Source organism: Microbacterium sp. C5A9 (genome assembly GCF_022627955.1).
In the GTDB taxonomy this organism is placed as follows: domain Bacteria; phylum Actinomycetota; class Actinomycetes; order Actinomycetales; family Microbacteriaceae; genus Microbacterium.
Genome location: NZ_JABXGD010000007.1, coordinates 79686 through 99155, shown reverse-complemented (window position 1 = coordinate 99155; position 19470 = coordinate 79686). Strand labels below are relative to the sequence as shown.

At 63.9% G+C, this 19470-nt stretch carries 21 protein-coding genes; 13 read left to right on the top strand and 8 right to left on the bottom strand.

The annotated features are described in order from the left end of the window. Positions 1-170: 170 nt before the first annotated feature. A complete protein-coding gene (locus tag HWD99_RS14010) occupies positions 171-689 on the bottom strand; it encodes a DUF305 domain-containing protein (protein ID WP_200838872.1) in 519 nt (172 codons plus the stop codon). After that, a complete protein-coding gene (locus tag HWD99_RS14005; protein ID WP_058631433.1) occupies positions 686-1087 on the bottom strand; it encodes a hypothetical protein in 402 nt (133 codons plus the stop codon). The genes HWD99_RS14010 and HWD99_RS14005 overlap by 4 nt, the downstream gene beginning before the upstream one ends. 215 nt (positions 1088-1302) lie before the next feature. Here HWD99_RS14005 and HWD99_RS14000 point away from each other — a divergent pair, with 215 nt between their 5' ends. Continuing rightward, entirely contained in the window at positions 1303-1584 is a 282-nt protein-coding gene (locus tag HWD99_RS14000) for a metal-sensitive transcriptional regulator (RefSeq protein ID WP_053095982.1), read from the top strand. A 30-nt stretch (positions 1585-1614) separates the two neighbouring features. After that, positions 1615-1938 carry a heavy-metal-associated domain-containing protein gene (locus HWD99_RS13995; RefSeq protein WP_060921756.1) on the top strand — a complete coding sequence of 108 codons (324 nt, stop codon included), beginning with the start codon at positions 1615-1617 and terminating at the stop codon, positions 1936-1938. A gap of 22 nt (positions 1939-1960) precedes the next feature. Here HWD99_RS13995 and HWD99_RS13990 read toward each other — a convergent pair whose 3' ends face one another. Further along, entirely contained in the window at positions 1961-2164 is a 204-nt protein-coding gene (locus HWD99_RS13990) for a hypothetical protein (RefSeq protein ID WP_241796998.1), read from the bottom strand. Between HWD99_RS13990 and HWD99_RS13985 the strand changes: the two genes are divergently transcribed. The 11 genes from HWD99_RS13985 to HWD99_RS13935 all read left to right on the top strand — a co-directional run bounded on the left by HWD99_RS13985 (position 2078) and on the right by HWD99_RS13935 (position 15451). After that, positions 2078-4132, top strand: a complete 2055-nt coding sequence (locus tag HWD99_RS13985) for a heavy metal translocating P-type ATPase (protein WP_231880358.1) — start codon at positions 2078-2080, stop codon at positions 4130-4132. The two genes, HWD99_RS13990 and HWD99_RS13985, sit on opposite strands and share 87 nt — an antisense overlap. A 54-nt stretch (positions 4133-4186) precedes the next feature. Continuing rightward, a complete protein-coding gene (locus HWD99_RS13980; RefSeq protein ID WP_067121011.1) occupies positions 4187-4621 on the top strand; it encodes a DUF6153 family protein in 435 nt (144 codons plus the stop codon). 85 nt (positions 4622-4706) lie between these two features. Beyond that, positions 4707-5303: a DUF305 domain-containing protein gene (locus HWD99_RS13975; RefSeq protein WP_067120987.1), complete on the top strand. Its 597-nt coding sequence runs from the start codon at positions 4707-4709 to the stop codon at positions 5301-5303. 143 nt (positions 5304-5446) lie between these two features. Continuing rightward, entirely contained in the window at positions 5447-6292 is an 846-nt protein-coding gene (locus HWD99_RS13970; RefSeq protein ID WP_067120985.1) for a F510_1955 family glycosylhydrolase, read from the top strand. A 420-nt stretch (positions 6293-6712) separates the two neighbouring features. Continuing rightward, positions 6713-6967: a hypothetical protein gene (locus HWD99_RS13965; protein WP_081859903.1), complete on the top strand. Its 255-nt coding sequence runs from the start codon at positions 6713-6715 to the stop codon at positions 6965-6967. A 324-nt stretch (positions 6968-7291) separates the two neighbouring features. Then, complete coding sequence (locus HWD99_RS13960) at positions 7292-8101, top strand: RNA polymerase sigma factor (protein ID WP_061016258.1); 810 nt, start codon at positions 7292-7294, stop codon at positions 8099-8101. A 350-nt stretch (positions 8102-8451) separates the two neighbouring features. Continuing rightward, positions 8452-8658 carry an ABC transporter ATP-binding protein gene (locus HWD99_RS13955; RefSeq protein WP_241796831.1) on the top strand — a complete coding sequence of 69 codons (207 nt, stop codon included), beginning with the start codon at positions 8452-8454 and terminating at the stop codon, positions 8656-8658. 575 nt (positions 8659-9233) lie between these two features. Beyond that, positions 9234-10058, top strand: coding sequence for a TnsA-like heteromeric transposase endonuclease subunit (locus HWD99_RS13950; protein ID WP_061016260.1), 825 nt, complete (start codon positions 9234-9236; stop codon positions 10056-10058). Further along, positions 10051-12087 (top strand): Mu transposase C-terminal domain-containing protein, encoded by a 2037-nt coding sequence (locus HWD99_RS18710; protein ID WP_061016263.1) that lies wholly within the window; start codon positions 10051-10053, stop codon positions 12085-12087. Before HWD99_RS13950 ends, HWD99_RS18710 begins: the two co-directional genes overlap by 8 nt. Then, a complete protein-coding gene (locus tag HWD99_RS13940) occupies positions 12084-13127 on the top strand; it encodes a TniB family NTP-binding protein (protein ID WP_061016264.1) in 1044 nt (347 codons plus the stop codon). The genes HWD99_RS18710 and HWD99_RS13940 overlap by 4 nt, the downstream gene beginning before the upstream one ends. Further along, on the top strand, positions 13124-15451 hold the full coding sequence (locus tag HWD99_RS13935; RefSeq protein WP_192576810.1) for a zinc-ribbon domain-containing protein: 2328 nt from the start codon (positions 13124-13126) through the stop codon (positions 15449-15451). Before HWD99_RS13940 ends, HWD99_RS13935 begins: the two co-directional genes overlap by 4 nt. Before the next feature lie 194 nt (positions 15452-15645). On the opposite strand, the gene HWD99_RS13930 is transcribed toward HWD99_RS13935, so the two are convergent. The 5 genes from HWD99_RS13930 to trxB are packed head-to-tail and all read right to left on the bottom strand — an operon-like array spanning position 15646 to position 19465. Beyond that, the gene (locus tag HWD99_RS13930; RefSeq protein ID WP_017201945.1) at positions 15646-16053 is read right to left on the bottom strand and encodes an arsenate reductase ArsC; all 408 of its coding nucleotides are present in this window, start codon (positions 16051-16053) and stop codon (positions 15646-15648) included. A 28-nt stretch (positions 16054-16081) separates the two neighbouring features. Further along, entirely contained in the window at positions 16082-17077 is a 996-nt protein-coding gene (locus HWD99_RS13925; RefSeq protein WP_124894638.1) for a metalloregulator ArsR/SmtB family transcription factor, read from the bottom strand. 2 nt (positions 17078-17079) lie between these two features. After that, positions 17080-18171 carry an ACR3 family arsenite efflux transporter gene (arsB, locus tag HWD99_RS13920; RefSeq protein WP_026049682.1) on the bottom strand — a complete coding sequence of 364 codons (1092 nt, stop codon included), beginning with the start codon at positions 18169-18171 and terminating at the stop codon, positions 17080-17082. Then, positions 18168-18494 carry a thioredoxin gene (trxA, locus tag HWD99_RS13915; protein WP_061015350.1) on the bottom strand — a complete coding sequence of 109 codons (327 nt, stop codon included), beginning with the start codon at positions 18492-18494 and terminating at the stop codon, positions 18168-18170. Before trxA ends, arsB begins: the two co-directional genes overlap by 4 nt. Then, entirely contained in the window at positions 18491-19465 is a 975-nt protein-coding gene (trxB, locus tag HWD99_RS13910) for a thioredoxin-disulfide reductase (protein ID WP_061015351.1), read from the bottom strand. The genes trxA and trxB overlap by 4 nt, the downstream gene beginning before the upstream one ends. Between the last annotated feature and the right edge of the window lie 5 nt (positions 19466-19470).

Genomic DNA, 19470 nt, shown 5'->3' with positions numbered 1-19470 from the left:
GTGTGCCTTCACTCACCGCGCCGCAAACGATCGTTTTCGGCAGCTCTCGCGTAAGGCTGAGGCGTAAGGTTGCCTGGTCGACCCGGACCCTGTCGACGGCGGTGATCCGGTCCGCTCGTCATGAGCGCGGTAGCCGGTCCACTCGTCGCAAGGGTGGTGCCGACGCCCCACTAATCGTCGAGACGGTCGAGAATCTCATTCATCTGGTCGATCTCTTCCTGCTGTGACGAGATGATCTGCTCACAGAGATCTTGGATCTCCGGGTCGCTGATGTCTGATTGCTCACACACCAGAATCGCTCGAGAGTGATGCGGGATCATGGAACGGAGGAACTGGTCGTTACCGACGAACGCTTCCGAGCGTCCCATGAAGAAGGCGACAAGGAAAAGCGCGGCGAAACCTACGAGCAAGCTGATGTTCGCGGCCTTGTTCGGGAACATCTTCCACATGACGATGACCATGATGATGCCCATGGGGAAGACCATCATCAGTGCCATGTAGAGGTTGCTGATGTTGAGGAAGAGATCGTCCAGGACGTTGATCATCGCAAACGTGAGGAAGTACATCACAACGAAGCTGAGCGATAGCGAGACGGCGAGCTTAAGGTAGCTCGACATCCCGCCCTGATTCTTCCCCTGGGAGTGGCCGGCCGGCGGGCGTGAACCGTTGTCGGCGTGCTGGCTTGTCATAGCGACTCCAGCAGTGCAACGCACGCCTGTTCGCAGCGTCGGCATGCCTCAGCGCAGATCGTGCAGTGTTCGTGCATGGTGTGCTGTTCACATTCGTTAGCACAGCTCAAGCACGCCGCTCGGCAAGCTTCGAGCGCGGCACGGGTGACGCTGGCGTCGTGCCCGGTGCGACGGGAGAGGATCCGGGCGGTGGTTATGCAAAGGTCTGCACAGTCCTGGTTCGCGCGAATGCACTTGATTAGGTCAGCAACCATGTCCTCGCTGAGGCAAGCGTCGGCACATGCGGTGCAGGCTTGCGCGCACGCGAGACACGCGTCGATGCAGTCGACGAGCTTCTTCTGATCAATTCCGCCCAGATCTTTCGGATACGTGCTGAGCATTTCTTCGGTGACGGTCATGAGAGAACTCCTTTCGTGAGCCACGAAAGTACGCTCGCATCGCCCGCGCACTGAGGCCCTTGAATACCCCGCTGGGGTCTGGTAACCCGGTATTGATAAGCCGCCGCGCTGCGCAGATCAGCCTGTGAGCTGAACAGAGTCGGCGACCACGTTCGCCTAGCGGGAATAGAAGCGAAAACATTGAGTTACATACCCCCAGGGGGTATGCTCGAGGCATGAACGGGTACGACGGAAGCAAGGACGACCTGCGCAAGCGGTTGAATCGCGTCGAAGGCCAGGTGCGGGGGATCTCCCGGATGGTTGATGAGGACAAGTACTGCATCGACATCCTTACGCAGGTCTCTGCGGCGACGAAGGCCCTGGAGACGGTGGCGTTGTCGTTGCTGAGCGATCATCTGAGTCACTGCGTCGCTCAGGCAAGTGCTGAGGGTGGCGACTTCGCAGCGGAGAAGGTTCGTGAGGCCAACGAAGCCATCGCCCGCCTGGTTCGTTCATGACCACACGTCTGTTTAGTAAAGGAGAACACCATGACTGATCGCATCGAGCTGGGACTGACGGATGCGAACGCTGGTTGCGCATGCTGCGCTGCCCCATCGAACACAGAGACAGCCGTCCACGACGATTCTGCGGTCACATCGGAGGTGCTCGTCGACGGGATGACATGCTCGCATTGCGCATCGAGCGTCAGTGAGGAGCTGGGCGCTGTCGACGGTGTCGAGTCCGTCACCGTGGATCTCAACGCGGGTGGCACCTCCCGGGTGACCATCCGCAGCACCGCCCCGGTTGACCCCGCCGCTGTGAAGGCTGCGGTGGAGGAGGCCGGCTACGCTCTCGCGACCAGCCAGCCCTGAGTTGCATCTTTCGGCGTCCGGCTTACCCCGGGCGCACCTGAGCAAGGAGTCTCCGATGAGCCAGCACGACGAACACACCGATCACACCGCGCACCGCAACCACACGGCGGCGGCAACGACGGAGCACGACCATGGGGCGATGAGCCACGATCACGCTGCACCGCACGAAGACACCGGGCACGGCGGCCACGAAGATCACGCCGGTCACGGCGGGCATGGCGGCCACGGGGATCATGTGGGGCAGTTCCGGCGCCTGTTCTGGATCATGCTGCTCCTCGCCGTGCCGGTGGTCGGATTCTCGACGATGTTCTCGATGATCCTGGGGTACCCGCTGCCGGACGCGGCGTGGGTCGCGTGGGTGTCACCGGCTCTCGGAACGGTGATGTACGTGTGGGGCGGTGCCCCGTTCCTGACCGGTGCGGTCGGTGAACTTCGTGCCCGCAAACCGGGGATGATGCTGCTGATCGCCCTCGCGATCACCGTGGCGTTCCTCGCCTCCTGGGGGGCGAGCATCGGGCTGCTGCACCACGAGCTGGATTTCTGGTGGGAGCTGGCGCTGCTGATCGTGATCATGCTGCTCGGCCACTGGATCGAGATGCGTTCCCTCGCCCAGACGACGTCGGCGTTGGATTCCCTCGCCGCATTGCTGCCCGACGAGGCGGAGAAGGTCGACGGAGACACCACTGTCACCGTCGCACCGGCTGATCTGCAGGTCGGAGACGTGGTGGTGGTGCGTCCGGGCGGGCGGGTCCCCGCGGATGGGCGGATCGTGCAGGGTTCGGCCAGCATGGACGAGTCGATGATCACCGGAGAGTCTCGGCCGGTGCGCCGCAGCGATGGTGACCCGGTAATCGCTGGAACCGTAGCCACCGATTCCGGGGTGCGGGTAGAGATCACCGCCATTGGTGAAGACACCGCACTCGCGGGCATCCAGAAACTGGTCACGGAGGCGCAGAGTTCATCGTCGCGGGCGCAACGACTCGCGGATAAGGCAGCGGGGTGGCTGTTCTGGTTCGCGCTCGGCGCTGCCGCGATCACCGCGATTGTGTGGACTCTCGTCGGCCAGCCCGAGGCAGCCGTGATCCGCACCATCACCGTGCTGGTCATCGCCTGCCCGCACGCGCTGGGTCTCGCGATCCCACTGGTCGTGTCGATAGCGACCGAACGCGCCGCCCGTGGAGGTGTGCTGATCAAGGATCGTCTCGCCCTGGAGAGCATGCGCACCGTCGACACGATCCTGTTCGACAAGACCGGCACGCTCACCAAGGGCACCCCCGCCGTGACCGCGATCGATCCCGTCACAGGGGCCGACGCCGATCAGCTGCTCGCGTGGGCGGCGGCCGCGGAAGCGGACTCCGAGCACCCCCTCGCCCGTGCGATCGTCAACGCAGCGAAAGAGAAGAACCTCACCGTTCCGCGATCGACCGATTTTGAATCCTCCCCCGCCGTGGGGGTGCGTGCCCGTGTCGACGGACACGTCGTGCAGGTCGGCGGCCCGTACATGCTCGAGCAAGAACACGCCGTTGAGCTGCCGGTTGCCGACGAGTGGCGCGGTGAGGGTGCGATCATCCTCCACGTGCTCGTTGACGGTCAGGTGACGGGCGCGCTGCGCCTGGCGGATGAGATCCGGTCCGAGTCGCGTCACGCGGTCGATGCGCTCCACGAACGGGGCGTGCAGGTGGTGATGATCACCGGTGACGCCGATGCGGTCGCCGCGTCCGTCGCCGGCGAGCTGGGTATCGACCGGTACTTCGCCGGGGTCCGTCCGGAGGACAAGGCCTCCAAGGTGAAAGAACTGCAACACGAAGGCCGCAAGGTCGCGATGGTCGGTGACGGCGTGAACGACGCCCCCGCCCTCGCCCAGGCGGACGTGGGGATTGCGATCGGTGCCGGAACGGACGTCGCGATTGCCTCAGCGGGTGTCATCCTCGCCAGCGACGACCCTCGATCGGTGATCTCCGTGATTGAGCTGTCGCGGGCGAGTTACCGGAAGATGAAACAGAACCTCTGGTGGGCCGCCGGGTACAACCTGCTCTCCGTCCCCCTCGCGGCCGGTGTGCTCGCCCCCGTCGGATTCGTGTTGCCGATGTCCGTCGGTGCGGTGCTGATGTCACTGTCCACGATCGTTGTCGCGCTGAATGCGCAGTTGCTGCGACGGCTGAACCTCAGCCCGGACGCCGTCGTCGACAAGTAGGCGTCAGGGGCGGCGGCGACGTACCCTGGAAGAAAGGGAGGTGGGACAGTGTTGATGACGATCGCACGGCGCGTGCAAGACCAGCGCACCCTCACCCGCACCCTCCTGACCGTCGTCGCCGTCGCCTTTTCCGTGATCTTCGGGCTTCTGGCGATGCACTCGATGAACACGCACACCATGCCCTCCGGGCACAGTGAGACCATCGCCGTCGCACCCGCGCATGCCGACGCTCACCCCGCGCACGCCTCAGGCGACGCCGCAGCGGTGGTCGAGGCGGGGTGCGCCACGTGTTCTGACGATCACGGCATGGCGTGGATGGCCTGCGTTCTCGCGCTCCTCATTGTCGTCGTGCTGCTCGCCCGGCCGTCCGCCTGGTGGCGAGCCGTCGCGCACTCCCTGGGAACGCCCGTGTCCCGCCTACACCTCCGGGATGCGCTGCATCCGCTGCGGCCTCCGTCTCTCACCGTTCTCTGCATCAGTCGCACGTGACGGCAGGCGCGCCCGCCTTCTGCGGGTAACGCCCTTGCCCAGCCTCTCTCGCTGGGCACCCTCATCGACTTTTGGAGAACCCATCATGAAGACCCGTTTTGCGGCGACCGCCGCACTCACCCTCGCCGCAGTGCTTGGACTCGCCGGCTGCGCCGGTAACACCTCGGGCGGCGGCGACATGCCCGGTATGAACCACGAAAGCAGCAGCTCCGCCCCGGCCTCCGCGGACGCCAATGACGCCGACATCATGTTCGCCAGCATGATGAAGGAGCACCACGCCCAGGCCATCGACATGTCCGACATGCTTCTCAGCAAGGAGGGCGTCGACGAACGTGTCGTCGCCCTTGCGGAAGAGATCAAGGCCGCGCAGGAGCCCGAAATCCAGAAGATGGACCAGTGGCTCGAAGAGTGGGGCGCTGACACTTCCGACATGGAGGGAATGGATCACGGCGGCGGCATGATGTCCGAAGAGGACATGCAGGCTCTCGAGGACGCCACCGGTGCGGACGCCAGCCGCCTGTTCCTCGAGCAGATGATTCAGCACCACGAGGGTGCCGTCGAGATGGCCCAAGAAGAGGTCGACAACGGCCAGAACAGCGACGCGATCGCTCTGGCCGAGACGATCATCGAGGCGCAGACCACGGAGATCGCCACGATGAAAGACCTCCTCGACACACTCTGATCTACCTTCGGGGGTGCGGCGCTCGCCCGCACCCCCGAACTGGCCTTCTCGCAGTAACCCACGCCACCGCGCTGGTGCCATGTCGCGACTCTCATTCGCGTACCGCTCGCGCACCTGCATGCATTTCTTCACATCGGAGTCTCATGAACCGCCACTCGCCCCTACCCGCTTTCGCGATCGCTCTCGCAGCCGTCGCCCTCACCGGCTGCGCCGTGCCGCAGGCCTCCGGCACCAACGCGGTCCCCCCCGTTATCCAACACATTCACGGTGTTGCCGCTGACCCCCGCGGTGAGGACCTCTTCATAGCCACCCACGGAGGACTCTTCACCCTCACGCCCGAGGGTGCGATCACCGGCCCCATCGGAGGCCACGACTTCGACGCGATGGGCTTCACCGTCCTCGACGACGCCCTCTTCGCATCCGGTCACCCGGGCACACAGACACCCGCAGAGCTCGGCTCCCCGAACCTAGGTGTCATTCGTAGTGACGACTTCGGCGAATCGTGGTCACCGATCGCCCTCACTGGCAGTACGGACTTCCATGTCCTCACCGCCGGACCAGACGGCACTCTCTACGGGATCGCCTCCGATGGCGTCGATCTGCTCATCAGCACTGACGACGGTCTCGAATGGACCCGCGGCGCAACACTTGCCGCGGCAGACCTCGCCGCCACCGGCGACGGTCTCTACGCCGCCGCGGAAGAAGGACTGCTCCTCAGCACCGACAACGGCGCCACCTTCACCCCCGTCGCCGACGCCCCGCTGCTCTACACACTCGACGCCAAACCCAATGGCTCGCTCGCAGGAGTCGGAACCGATGGCGCCCTCTGGTCACAGAACACCGAAGGAACATGGCAACGCCTCGACGCGCTTCAAGGGGCCGCTCAGGCCTTCACCGCGATCGATGACGAACGCTTCATCGTTGTCGACGACCGCGGCATCGTCCAGATCACAGCCGACGACACAACCATCCTCGCCCCCGCCCGGTAGAGAACGCCACCACCAGAACGGCCACCCATGGTCCCCCGCCGCAATCCCTTCCGACGCATATCCGTCTTCATCGCGTGCGCCACAGTCCTCGCCCTGCTTCTCGCCCTTGCGAGCTTCTACCTCATCGGAGCCATATTCAGATGACCCGCCACCTGCACCCAGCTCGGCACCGTCCACGAGCACACGTTCCCACGCGCACCAGCCACATGTCCCCACAGCGGCGTCACGATCGCCTCGTACGTATCGGGGCCTTCCTTCTCCTGGCCGCCGTCGCACTGATCGCAACTCATCTCCTCATCGACACAACCGTTCCAGACCAACGGTCACTCTGGGCATACACGCTCGGAAGCTACGAAACAGCGTTCATCCTCGCGATCGTCGGACTGGCGCTCGTGCTGCGTGAACCCCCGGGAGGCGCGGATGAATCTCAATGACTACTGGACCAACGCCTTTTGGTCCGTCATCCCCACGATCGCCGTCGTCGCAGCATTCTGGTTCGTCCTGCGGTCCATCATCAGAGCCGACCGCAACGAACGAAAAGCACACGCCAAGATCGAGCAACAACTCCGCGCGGAACGAAACCATCCTCGCCAACTCGCATCGGCGGACGACGAGCGAGACCCGCTACCTGAACGCCGGAAACGTCTGCCGAAAGCAGATACCGGCGAACGTTAACGGCGGGCGCACGATGACGGGCGACGCGAACTCGCCGGAAACGATCGTTTTCGGCGGGTCGTCTGCTGCACGCTCCCTCCTGCTGTGCTCACTCGCGTCTTCAGCGGGAGATTTTGGAAAGCGGAGATGGGTCCGAGGCCTCGCTTGCGGCACCACCAGTAGAACCGAATGCGAAACCACGCCGCAAACGATCGTGTACGGCGGGCGGCACCGAACCGTGAGGTTGCTCAACATTTTCTTGCGAGAGGCGAGGGGAAGTCTGCAATGTCGGACATATGAGGGATCGTGGTGACTATGAGCTGACCAGGATCGTGAGGGAACGCTATGACCGGTAACGACGAGCCCGAAGGGCATTCGTCCCCCGATCGCGTTCCTACTCTCATCGCGTGGGCAACGGATCAGGCCTGGCTGGCCGAGGCAGACCGCGATCGCGCCGAGGAACGTTTCGACCGGCTCGCTGGAGACCGCGAACTCGCGACCGCACTCCAGGCCAGCGGATACCGTGGCCGGAACTACGATCTGTTCGCGAATGAGATCGCGAAGTACGGGTGGGCTGTCATCCGCGGGTGGATCTACAAAGGGCAGATTCGTGGCGAGGTGAAGCGAAAAGGCTTCGGCGCACTGGAGCCTGAGCCCCGCCCGGGCTCGATGATCGAAGAGGCCGAGAGCCTGGCGGATGAGACGATCGTGCTCGCCCTCACCGCGTTCCGAGACAAGGTGCTCGTCCCGGGCAAGTGGGACCCCGCCAAGGGAGCTTCCCTGCGCACGTTCTTCGTGGGCCAGTGCCTTCTGCAGTTCAGCAACGTCTACAAGCGTTGGCGTCGAGAAGAGCTGCGTTCATATGCGGAGCCGCAGGCTCCGCCGCCCGCAGCGGCCTGGGCCGACGACTTCGAGGAGGGTCCGTCGACGTCGGCTGCTCCCGACGCGAGCGAGGCGGCGCACATCAAGGACGAGCTGCGTCGTGCATTCGGGAGCATCAAGGACGAGCGTGTCCGCTCAGCCTTTTATCTGAACGTGACGCATGGCTTCACGCACGCGGAGATCGGCGAGAAGCTTGGCATGACCGCGAAAGCGGTGGAGTCGGCGATCGCGCGCGCACGTCAGCAAGTACGACAGAACCGGGAGTCCGCATGAGCAGTGAATTTCGAGGCAAGATCGAGCGCTCGTCCTTCGGGACCCAGAACGCGAAGGCGGCACGCCGAACCGTTTCCGCCAACAAAGCGCAGTCGCTCGTCTCGCGATCGATGACGGGCAAGACTCAATCGAAGCAGTTGAGAGGCCGCGAGGGGAAGTGACCAGCGGCGGACATATACCGAGATGTCGGGATCACAACGGAAAAGAGCCGCCCCGCGGTAACGGGACGGCTCACAAGCCCTGAGAAGGTCAGGTCTCATCCAGAGCACTGACTGTACCGGAGTTGGCAGCCGCAGACTAGCGGCGCTCCATCTCATGGCACCCCGGCACCAATCAGTGAAGGAGTTCCCATGGGAACCGTTCGTCGCTCTGCATCCACCGGTCGTTTCGTCTCCAAGGCCGCTGCGGCCCGCTGGCCCGGAAAGACCACCACCGAACGTGTCGGTTCCGGCACGAGCAACTCGACCACGGTGCACCGCTCCGCGTCGTCGGGCCGGTTCGTCACCGAATCGACCGCCAACCGCAACCCGTGCGGCACGATCAGCCAGCGCGTCTAATCGAACCTGAGGGCCTGCACGTGCACACGTGCAGGCCCTCGTTGTGTAAGTCGAGGGCCTCCAGAACCCCGTCGGTGGCGGTCAGTAGTTCACCTTGTCGATGACGAGGTTCCCGTCGAGCATCTCGTGCGGGACGGGTCCTGCACTGGGGGAGCGGGATGGTCAGTCTCACGAGGTCGGGGTCCGCAACGGTCTCCGCGGACGCCAAGGCGTGAGCGCCCGGGACGGCAACGCCGACCGGCATCTCAATGTCTGCCGCAGCGCCGGAGCCGGCAATGTTCACCGGAAGCCGGCGGCGAGTACTGTTCACCCGAAGGCTAGTGGGGGAGCTTTCCCCTCGTTCGTTCAAGTCTGGCCTTGCGTTGCCTAGACCTTGCGACGGAAGCCGGTGGAGTCCCGAGTGACATCGGGCGACCAACGATGCGGTTCTCGCTTCACGTCGGGCCACTCGAGATCAGATCGAACGATATCCGGTCCGCGCCGGTGTGTCGGAAGCCCGTCGAAGCCGACCGGGCTGATCCTGGGCGCAGGCGACGAAGATGTGCCTACCGGCACTCCGCCTCCCTCCGGGAGTGATGATGAAGCCAGCTGAGATCGCACGGATGATCGCTCGTCGACGGTTCTCGAAAGAGTCGGAGCTGCACTGGGTGCCGCGTGATCATCGTTCGGAGACTGGCTATGCGAACAACACCTCGTTCGCACCGGTCGACCGAAGTCTCGGCCGTTTGGATTGGTCTGTCATCGACCCCATGAAGGTTCGAGTATCGAAGGGCGCCAGCCACTTCTTCACAGGATCTGAGTACTTCTGGAGTCGCACCCGCAGCCACGTGTGGTGTGAGTCTCAGTTCGAGCGCGACGAGTTGATGTGGCTCGATTATGGCGGACAGGCCGAAAGGGTGTGGTCGCAGCCGTTTGGCGTGGTGTTCGGCGTCCGCTCGCCGATGGCCGGTCATTGGCATGTGCCGGATTTCCTGTTGCAGATGTCGGACGGCTCTTATGCCGTTCGGGACGTGAGGCCAGAGGAACTCATCGACGAGTATGCGCAACTGCAGTTCGATGAGACGGCGCGAGTGTCGGCAACGCTCGGCTGGCAATATCAGGTGCTTTCCGGCCACAGCCTTCATGCGACCCGCGTGGTCGAATGGTTGTCGGCGTCGCGTCATGACCGCTGCAGGCCGCCTGCTGCCGTCAAGGACCGGATCCTCGAGGCGGCAACTCTCGGCAAGACTCGCCGGGAGTTATGCGAGCTGGCATCACCAGATTGCCCACCTCTTGCTTGCGCTTGGATTGACAACCTCGCCTGGCGCAGGCTGCTCGAGCTCGATCTGTCGGCGGTCTTCAACAGCAACACGCTACTGACTACCGCCCATCGGGAGAGAACGGACGCGATCGGTGTCTGACGAGAAGAAGCTGAAGCTCGGAGACACTTTCGACATTGACGGCGAGAGCTGGGTCTGGGTCCACATCATCCCTGGCCTAGAGGTGAAGCTCCGATCTGAGAGCGCACCCGATCGACACCTGATCATGTCCGTAGACGAGTTCCTGCTCCAGGCCGGAACAGCCCAACGGGATCGCATCGTATCTCTTCGGCCGGACGGGGATGCATGGCCGACCGACGTATGCGATATGGAAGCCCATCTCCTTGAGGCGTTCACTGGCAAGCCGATGGATCCGTTGGCCTCCGCTCCTCGGGCACAATATGACCCTGCACTGACAACTCAGAACGCACGTGTTGACGCGAAGCTGCTCGAGCTAAAAGGCACTTCACTTGGGCGAGCGCGCAGCACCTTTCACCTCCTGTGGAAGACGTACCAGCAAGGCGGTGCAGCCGGACTGAATGCCCGCATGCATCGCAAGGGCGAGCAGCGACTCGCCATCAGCCGGGCAGATCCACGGCTGGTGACGATCATCGATCGATTCCTCGATCGTCAGACGGACAAGTCGACGAGCAGCAAACGCCGGTGCGCTGTCTTGGTGAGGCGAGCGCTCGAGACCACCTACCCCGGCGATCCTTTATGTGAGATCAAGGCTCGCACCCTCCAGGGCTACATCAACGAGCGGGCTGCCGGCCGTTACAGCTTCGACAAAGCGACCACCCGGCGAAACACCGACAACAGCCCCAAGCGTCAGTACTACTCCGGGGCTGCCTATCAACTTGGGGAGCGATGCGAGATCGATTCAACGAAACTCGACGTTCTCGTCTGGGATGAGAACAGCGAGTTCCGGCCGACACTCACCGTGCTTCTCGATGTCGCAAGCCGGGTACCGCTCGCTTGGGCGATTCACGCGGACAGCCCCGGCGGATTCGACCATGCGCTCCTGCTCGCCCGGGCTGTCATCGGTCGCAAAGCCGTACCTGGTTCAGGAGCAGCCACCCTCGCAGGGTCAGCCACGTTGCCGTCCGACCTGATGAAGCAGGTGAACCCCTTCCTCACCGACGATTCTCTGGCCGTCCCATGGATCTTCCCGCGATCGATCACTATCGATGGTGGAGCAGATTTTCGGTCCCGCACGTTCAGAGATGCCTGCAGTGCGTACGGAATCCACAGGGAACTTGCCCCCTCCAGAACACCGACGGTAAAACCACACGTTGAACGCAACTTCGGCACCCTCTCGACAGACTTCGCCGCATGGCTGGCCGGTTTCGTGGGGAACTCCGTCGCCCATCGGGCCGCCAAAGACGACCCCACCCTCACCCTGGATTCGCTTCGCCTCATCCTCGACAGCTGGATAACGAACATCTACCTGAACAGGCCCCACCGTGGCTTGAAGTCGACGAGCTCCCCAGGGCGCATCTTCACCCCGAATCAGATGTACACCGAACTGTTCGCTGTAGGACCCGGCGTCCCCGTGCCCTTCGGAGTTGAGGAGTACCTCGCGCTCTTGCCCACGGAACGGCGCATGATCGGTCGCGCAGGGATCGAACTCCACAATCGCCGCTATGACTCACCCCACCTGGAAGATCTCCGCAATCGCTCCCTCACGGGCGCTGAACCGGGATCCGCGAAAGCCAGGAAATTCCCAGTGAGCTTCGACCCTTACAACGCCAATGCCGTCTGGGTGCGTCACCCAGAAACCGGTGTGTGGATCGAGTGCTGGGACATCGCTCTACGGGAGAAGACAGCACCGATGGTCGCCGAGATCGACATGAAACTCCTTGCGCGATACCCCGACGCCGCAGTCGACGATCCAGACCGCCGCCGCGAGTGGATCGACCGCGTCGAAAGTCGCGAACGAGGAGACAAACGGAAACGCACCCAGCACAAGCGAGAGCAACAGCGCCTCAAGGTCGAAGCGCAACGTGAACCAGGCCCCGCGACAACGACACCGATCCCACTACGGCAATGGGCCAAACCCATCGACATCAGCACCATCGATTGGGCATCCCCCGACATACATCTCGCCCAAGCAGAGGAGCTTGATTCATGAAGATCACCCCACTCGTCCTCCACCATGACCGCAAGACCAGCCTTGCAGGGCTTCGAGAAGCATTCGACGCCGAGCCCGCATCCCCGCCGAAGATCACCTTCCGTCAGTACACAGATCTGGACAGTGAAGCACGAGAGCTATACGACCAAGCTCGCGAAGACTTTCTCCGACTGACGCTGAGGGTGAAGACACGCGAGCAAACGGTCTGCGCTCGCATTCTGGAGGACCTCATCCGGATCAACCCTCGGCTGAAGAACTCGCGGCGCGGGCTGATGATATCCGCGCCGATGTTCTCCGGCAAGACAGAGCTCGCTCTCCTGTTGGCTCGATCCGTAGAACGAAGACACGCAGCCCAACACCCCGACTACCTCAGAGACGGAGACGCACCGGTCGTCTGGGTGGAGATGACCGAACACTCGACCGGGAAAGCTCTCCTTGCCCAGATCGTGGAGTTTCTCGCCCCCACCATCGTTCTCCCCAAACAGATCGCCACCGACAGGCTGCGGAAGCTTGCCGTCGAAGCCCTCCACCGTCACGGCACGAAGCTGCTCGTGATCGACGAAGCGCACAAGCTCGGCGGGACTGAACCCTCCAGTGTCATCAAAGCCCTCCAGAACGAGTCCTGTGCGACCGTCGTCCTGGTTGGAATCAATCTCGACCAAGCATTCAAGACGGGCGACGGCCTGCAAGTCAGCGCACGCTGCGACTTCGTCACACTCGACAAGATCGACCCCGCCGTCCAAGAGGACTTCGAACAATGGATCAAATGGGTCGCCACCTTCGACAGCTTCCTACCGCTCTGCGGGCACGCCCACGGCCTTCTCACCCGCAACGCCGGCACGCTAGTCCACGCCACCGACGGGAAACTCGCCGTTCTCGCGATGATCGTGGACCGCCTCGTCGCCTCCATCTTGCGCGACGAATCGCGCACCTCGGAGACCGTAACCCGCGAGCGACTCTTCGGGGTTCTCGATACTCTCCGGCGCACCACGCTCAACACACACAACGTCACCCTGGACGACCTGGTGGACGCCGCATGATCAGCACGCAGGCGTGGGCGAAACGACCCAAGTGGCATCATCTTGAGACGCCACGCTCCTACGCGCAGCGGCAATGCCGCGCCGCAGGAGTACCGTTCGACTTCGCCGAGAGGGCACTGACCAGCCGAGCGCAACCGAACATCCACCGCGTCTGGATCGACGACGAAGCGGCCGCTCGGACGGTCGAGGCGACGGCAGGGCGCCCAGCCGGTCATTACCTCCGCATGAAGCGTCTAGCGCAACCGGACTCCACACGGGCCTACCCGCAGCGCTTCCTGTGCCGCCTATGCAGTGCCGGGGAGACGATCGAGCAAATTCCCCACGATCGGGAAAACTTCTGTCTCCGACACCCGAGGCAGATGGTGTGGGTCGGTCCCGGAACCGAACCCGATACCCAGGTGATCGTTCCCTTCGATCCCACGCTTCGGAACGCGGAACTCTCCTTCCGTCGACTCGTCGCCACTGGTCGGGTCACCACACAACTGCACGGTCAAGTGTGGGCCATGGTGCGCGACAACGAAACGCTCTCCGCCCAGAACGCAGAGACCGGGCAGAATCCGTGCTTGATGAGCGCGGTACGCGAGATCGATCGCCGCGCACATCTGTACCGCGCGACGGTGCGCGTTCTGCAGATCTTGTCCAATCGTGCACACTGCGCACGATGGCGCACTCAGTCGGCGGCAGATCTACGACTCGACATCACCGCAACGTTGGGCCTCACCAACAGCGACATCCTCGTCGAACGCGTGATTCTCTGGCTCCGCCCCCTCCGCCGCCACACCATCCCCACGAAATTCCGCCCCCTGGAAGCCGCCCTCGACACCGTCGACGTCCCCCGCATCCTCGACACCACCGCCAACTACCCGCTGTGGATCCTCCGCCACCCGAAAGCCATCTCCGAATGGGACTGGGATCGCAACCCGCCCACCCGCGACCCCTGGTCCGGAGTCGATGTCTCTCACAAAGCGTGGTGGTTGTGCGAGGAGGGGCACTCCTGGGAAGCAAGCCCCCACGTGCGAGGCTCTGCCGAGACCAACTGCGAATATTGCATCGGCATGGACTTCTGGCCGGGACACACCGATCTCGGCACCCTGCGGCCAGACATCGCCGCGGAATGGGACACTACCCCAGGAGCCAACCGGGGGGACCCCCATCACGTGAGCGCCACCTCCGCCCGGAAAATCAACTGGAGGTGTACTGCTCACGAGCACACCTGGCCCGCCCAGGTGCGCTCCCGCACCACGCAAGAAAGCAAATGCCCCTATTGCAGCGGTAGCCGGGCGATACCGGGTGAAACAGATTTAGCCACTCTTCACCCCGGCCTCGCAGCAGAGTGGGATCACGAACTCAACGACAGCTCCATCACTCCGGAGACAGTCACCCCCGGATCGGACCGTGTCGTCTGGTGGCACGGCCACTGCGACCACAGCTGGGACGCGGCTGTCGGTGACCGTTGCTCAGGACACGGGTGCCCGTACTGCTCCAATCAACGCACCCTCGCCGGTTTCAATGACCTCGCCACCACTCACCCTCATCTCGCCGAACAATGGGACCGCGTCAACTCCAAGTCCGCTTGTGAGGTCACCGCGGGCTCGGATTACCCCGCAGTATGGCGCTGCGCGCTGAGTCACACATGGGAGCTCCCCGTCTGGGGCCGCACGAAGGACAAGACGGGATGCCCCGTGTGTGCGAATCGCGTCGTCCTCGCGGGGTTCAATGACTTGGGGACTCTCGATCCTCATTTGGCTTCGGAATGGGACCGCACCCCAGGAGCGAACGACCGGACACCGTCCGAAGTGACCGTCAGTAGTTCCTATGAAGCCCAATGGCGGTGCGCAGAAAACCACACCTGGCCAGCGACCGTCGCCAACCGACACGCAGGCTCAGGCTGCCCGTCATGCTCCGGCCGGGTCGCTATCCCGGGAGCCACTGACCTCGCGACACGCAGACCCGATATTGCCGCGCAATGGGATCCCAGCAACGACTGCTCACCGAATCAGGTCACGGTCTCCTCCCACGTGAAAGTGTCGTGGATCTGCCACCGCAATCACTCGTGGCCCGCGACAGTCAAAAACCGGACGTCCGGCTGCGGCTGCCCTTACTGCACAGGAAAGCTACCCATCCCAGGGGAGACCGACCTTGCAACCCTGCGACCCGATCTCGCAGCGCAGTGGGACTCCTCTAACGCCCTCTCGCCCACCGAGGTCACCGTGGGATCGGGGAGAAAAGTCACCTGGCACTGTGCCTGCGGGTATACATGGCCATCGAGAGTTCAGACCAGAACCCGCAGGCCTCACGCCCGCTGCCCCGAATGCCGCAAATAGCGACACTCCAGGTTCCAACGCCATCGAGCTCGCACTTGGCAATGCTGACCCCCTCGAGCACGAAGGACAAAGGCTCACGTGTTCGCTGCTCGCCCAAACGCGAGCGAGTCGAGAAGCGCTGAAGGCCTGACCAAGGTCGCACTGCCGACTCGCCGTTCACGTCAGCGTCGCGGATTGTCGAGCGCGTGCGCTTCTCAGAGGAGCTCGCTCACCAGCTGTTCGATGCGACCACGGATATCGTCGCGGATGGGCCGTACGGCGTCGATGCCCTGGCCAGCGGGGTCGTCGAGCTTCCAGTCTTCGTAGCGCTTTCCGGGGAAGAACGGGCAGGCGTCGCCACAACCCATGGTGATCACGACGTCAGAGGCCTGCACCGCCTCGGTGGTGAGGACCTTGGGCTGCTCGGCGGTGATGTCGATACCAAGTTCCTGCATCGCGTCGACGGCGGTGGGGTTGATCTGATCCGCAGGCATGGACCCGGCCGAGCGCACTTCGATACGGTCGCCAGCGATCTCGCGGAGGAACCCGGCCGCCATCTGCGACCGTCCGGCATTGTGAACGCAGACGAAGAGGACGGACGGCTTGACGGTGGTGTCAGTCATGTTTGCTCCTGAATGGGCGGTAGAGGGGTTAGCGGAGAAGGTCGTCGACGAGAACATGGACGCGTGCGGCGATATCGTCACGGATCGCTTCGACGCCTTCGCGAGACGCGAGAGCGGGGTCACCCACCGCCCAGTCGTCGTACCGAACGCCGGGGATGATCGGGCAAACGTCCCCGCAGCCCATCGTGACGACCACATCTGCCGCGCGCACCGCGTCGTCGGTGAGCGGCTTGGGATACCGATCGGCGGCAATGTCACCTTCGATGTCCGTGAGCAATGATCGCACATGGGGGTGGATGACGTCCGCGGGATTCGACCCTGCGGAGCGCGCAACGACCTTGCCGCCGCTGATCTGATTCACGAGTGCTGCGGCGAGCTGGGAGCGTCCGGCGTTCGCGACGCACACAAACAGCACCTGCGGGACGGAAGAGACGCGGTCTCTGGTGAGGTCAGCGAGGCGCTGCCGGGCGAACCTCTCGGTCAAGGGGATCAATGCAGAGGTGACGCGAGCAGTGCGGGCAAGGGACGTGTACGACTCGCGGACGATGGTGAGCACCACGTCCGCGTCAACCTCCGGAATCTCGGCGGCGAGCTCATCGGCAAGATGAGTCACGCGCGCGTCGAAGTCGGGTCGAGTGCTCGCATCCGTGCGCTCAACGCTCCACGGCTCACTCACGGTCGCAGGTGCGAACGAGTCCAGGAGAGCGGTGACCGCGCCTCGGCGGTTCGGGTTGATGCGGTACCAGACCCAGGTGCCACGCCGCTCGGAGACGAGGACATCCACGTCTTTGAGGACTTTCAGGTGGTGCGACACGGTGGGCTGGGAGACGTCGGCCAGTTCGGCCAGGTCGCACACGCACGATTCTCCGCGGGGATCGGAGGCGATGGCCGACAGCATGCGCAGCCTGAGCGGGTCGGACAGCGCTTTTAGCGTCGCTGCGACCGAGGTGGCAGCGTCGATGCCGATCGCGTGGGTGGCGACGGGACTGCAGGTGTCGCCGGTGGTCGTCAGTGTGACGTTCATGGCTACATCCTTTCAGCGGTGTACGGGTTGGTGTGGAACCAGCGTCGGGCCGCCCACAGGGAGACGTAAACGAGTCCGACGAGCACGGGGACCTCGATCAGTGGGCCGACGACGCCGGCGAGGGCCTGACCGGAGGTGGCCCCGAAGGTGCCGATGGCGACGGCGATGGCGAGTTCGAAGTTGTTGCCCGCGGCCGTGAACGCCAGCGTGGAGGATCGGGCGTATCCGAGCCCGAGCGCCTTCCCGGTGAACAGTCCGATGAACCACATCACGGCGAAGTACGCCAACAGCGGGAGGGCGATACGGGCCACATCCCACGGCCGGTTGGTGACCTGCTCGCCCTGCAGGGCGAACAGCAACACAATCGTGAACAGCAGGCCGTACAGCGCCCACGGTCCGATCTTGGGAAGGAACTTCTCTTCGTACCAGTCGCGGCCCTTCGCACGCTCCCCGATCAGGCGGGAGGCGAAGCCGGCGATCAGGGGGATGCCGAGGAAGACGAGGACATTGAGGGCGATCTGCCAGACCGAGATCTCCAGTCCCTGCGAGTCCAGTCCGAGCCATCCGGGGAGCACGGTGAGGTAGAACCAACCGAGCAGGGAGAAGGCGATGACCTGGAACACGGAGTTGATGGCGACAAGGACGGCGGCGGCTTCCCGATCGCCGCAGGCGAGATCGTTCCAGATGACGACCATCGCGATGCAGCGGGCCAGGCCCACGATGATGAGGCCGGTGCGGTACTCGGGGAGATCCGGAAGGAACGCCCAGGCGAGGGCGAACATCAGTGCCGGTCCGACGACCCAGTTCAGAGCGAGTGAGGAGATGAGTAGCTTCTTGTCGCCGGTGACAGCGGCGACTTTGTCGTAGCGGACCTTCGCGAGGACCGGGTACATCATCACCAGCAGGCCGAGAGCGATCGGCACAGAGATGCCGCCAACCTCAATGTGTGCGAGGAGGTCGGAGACGCCAGGGATGAAGCGGCCGACGAGGATTCCGGCGACCATAGCCAGTCCGATCCACAGCGGCAACCATCGGTCAAGGGTCGACAGGCGGCGGGTCGTCGTTGTGGGGGTGGGTGCGGTTGCGGTGCTCATGCGAGGAGCGCCTCCATCTTCTCTGCGATTACGGGCTTGGCGTGGGCGCCGATGAGCATGTCAACGCGCGCACCCTGGTTGTAGAAGACCAGCGTGGGGATCGAGGTGACGCCGATGGCGGTCACCGTGGCCGGGTTCTGGTCGGCGTCGAGCTTCACGATCTTGACCCGCCCGTCGTACTCGACGGCGAGCTGGTTCAGAAGCGGTGCGATCTGCTTACACGGACCGCACCAGGTGGCCCAGATGTCCACCACGACGGGGATCTCGGAGTCGGTGACTTCGTTGTGGAATGTGGCGTCGGTGACCACGATCGGGACACTCATGCGAGGACCTCCTGGGCATCGAATGCGGGCGCGGTGTCCGTGAGGGCCGCGAGGTAGTGCTGGGCGTCCTGGGCGGCCGCGCAGCCCGTACCGGCTGCGGTGATGGCCTGCCGGTAGGTGTGATCGACCAGGTCGCCGGCGGCGAAGACGCCGTCGAGGGTGGTGCGGGTGGACGGGTGGACGACCCGCACATACCCGTCGGCGTCGGTGTCGACGGAGCCCGCGACGAGCTCGGAGCGCGGGTCGTGCCCGATGGCGACGAAGACCCCTGTCACGGAGAGTTCGCGTTCCGCCCCGGAGACCGTGTCGCGCAGCGTGACCGCCTCGACCTTGTCCGTCCCGAGGATGCCGGCCACTTCGCTGTTCCAGGCGACGTCGATCTTCGGGTGCTCGAGCACCCGCTGCGCCATGATCTGTGAGGCGCGGAACGTGTCGCGGCGGTGCACCACGGTGACCTTCGACGCGAACCGGGTGAGGAACAGAGCTTCCTCCATCGCCGAATCGCCACCGCCGACCACGACGATCTCCTGGTCGCGGAAGAAGAAGCCGTCGCAGGTCGCACACCAGGAGACCCCGTGGCCGGTGAGACGCTCTTCGTCGGCCAGTCCGATCTTGCGGTACGCGGACCCCATGGCGAGGATCACCGCACGCGCCAGGTACGTGTCACCCGATCCGGTGCGCACCGTCTTCACCGGCCCTGCCAGGTCGACCGCGACAGCGTCGTCGAGAAGGATGCGGGCACCGAAGCGCTCAGCCTGCGCGCGCATCGACTCCATCAACTCCGGACCCTGGACACCATCGACGAAACCGGGGAAGTTCTCCACCTCGGTGGTCGTCATGAGCGCACCGCCGGCGGTGACGGAACCGGCAAGCACGACAGGGGCAAGGCCCGCCCGCGCCGCATACACCGCAGCCGTATACCCGGCGGGCCCGGATCCAATGATGATCAGCTCAACCTCTTGAATCGACATGCGTC